This window comes from Streptomyces sparsus, from assembly GCF_054776295.1.
In genome coordinates, this window is record NZ_BAAHCA010000925.1 from 1 (window position 1) to 1,917 (window position 1,917).

Annotated in this window: 1 protein-coding gene and 1 pseudogene; both read right to left on the reverse strand. The window is 73.7% G+C overall.

The genetic code is table 11. From position 1 onward, the window contains the following. Positions 1 to 384: pseudogene (locus ACYVE9_RS24985) on the reverse strand (hypothetical protein); the annotation flags it as partial. Between the two features lie 37 nt (positions 385 to 421). Beyond that, positions 422 to 1,917, reverse strand: a 1,496-nt coding sequence (locus ACYVE9_RS24990) for a hypothetical protein (protein WP_461030162.1), incomplete at its 5' end; no start/stop codon positions are given.

The window sequence follows — 1,917 nt, forward strand, 5'->3', positions numbered from 1 at the left end:
TAGCGCGGCCCGCACCAGCAGCGCCGTGCGGCGGGCCGTCTCCGGCAGGCCGGTGCGTTCGATGCACAGCTCGCGCAGCGCCAGGAGGTCGGCCTCCTCGGGCTGGTAGCCGACGGCCAGGGCCTCCCGCAGGTGGGCCAGGTATCCACTGGCCGAGCCGGGCAGTGCGTCACGGTAGCGGGCCAGGTCCGCGACCAGGAAGGCGCGCTGCCGGCGTTGCTCGTCGATCACCTCGTCCACGGCCTCGGCGAGCCGCAGGCACTGCCTGATCGCGTGGTCCGGTACGGGGGCGGGCTGGAGCACGGTGGCGAGAGCGCTTCGGAGCACGCGCAGCTCCTCCGCGCTGAAAGCCATACCGCCTCGGGTTCCGTGTGGCGTGGGCATAGTGTGACTTTACGTGCAGAATGACCCGATTTGACGGTCAACGCGCCCGGCGGACCAGCACCACTGCGATGAGCAGACCGGCTGCACCGACCAGCACGGCCAGCACGGCCAGCACGCCCAGCGCCGTGTCCGACATCGGCGCCCCGCCGCCCCCGGACTCGCCGTCCGACTCGGTCACGTAGGAGTCGGGGACCGCGTCGCCCCCGGTGCCGGTGACCTCCAGCCGGATGTGGGCGCTGTTGTTGTCCGGCTCCGGGTCACGCTCCAGGACGTCTCCGGAGACCGTGACGCGCCCCGGTTCGACCCCGCCGGCTGGCGGGCGGCTGTTGATGCGGAAGAAGAACGGCAGCGTCGCCGTGTCGCCCTCGGCCAGCTCGGTCGCGCCGACCGAGCACGTGTACTTCGCGGCCCCCCTGGTGGCGGGTGCGCACTGCCAGGGCTCCTCGTCTTCTTCCGTCCGGTTGGGGTCCAGCGTCGTCCCGGCCGGTGGCACGATCGTGTAGCGCAGCCGGGCGCCGCTGCCGTCCATCTCGTCGCCCACGATCCGGAGCCGGCCGGGCCCGCCGTAGCCGATGCCCACCTTCACCTCGACGATGTCCCCGACCTTGCCGCGCACCGGTCCGGCGACGGCCTGCACGTCGACCTGCCGGGTGGTGGTGATCCGCAGCGCGGAGCGGTGCGAACCGCCCTCCGCGGGGAAACCGGTGGACGGGACCGGCCGCACGGTCAGCGTCCGTCCCCCGCCCGGTGCGGTGCCGCTCTCGGGCTCGGCCACGGTGGACCCGCCGTCACCCGGCGCCCAGACGGAAGGCGTGAGCTTCGCGCTCAGTACGTCGCCCACGGTGAAGCGGAACGGCTCGGACAGTTCGTGGGCCTCACCGGGCGGCAACGGCCGGTCGATCACACAACGGACCCTCGGGGCGACGCTGTCGGCCGTGTAGTGGCAGTTGCGGAACTCCTCGGCGAAGCGCAGACCGGCGTCGCCGCTCAGCGTGATCCCGAACCGGCGCACCTCGACGTCGCCGCGGTTGAGGACCGCCGGACGGTACGTCAGCCGCTCCCCCGGCCTCACTCCGGTCGCCGGCTCCTCCGGGCGGACGACCAGTTCGCCGTCCCCCACCCGGACCGTGCTCGTCGATCGGACCGGCGCCGTTCCCGCCGCGGTGACGCGGTACCGCACGGTGCCGCTGCCACCGGTCTTCGCTCCCTCGGCCGCCCTGATCTTCATCGCGTGGAACTGCTTCCGGCCGCTGACCGACTCCGCCCGGCAGACGAACACCCCGGAGCCTTCTGCGCGCTCGGTGCACATGTTGCCCGCCCGCACCCGGGCCAGGTCGCTCAACCCGGAGGCGTCCACGGTGAGCGTCACGTCCCGCACCGGGGCGGGCGCGTGCACCACCACCGGGAACAGCTCCTCGGCGCCGCGGCCGTAGGGCCTCAGGTAGTAGTCCGGTTCCGCCTCGATCCGCGGCTCGGGCCCGGCGGCGGGCGCCTCCACCGCCTCCGGCCGAGCGACGGCGGACGCGGGCGCTG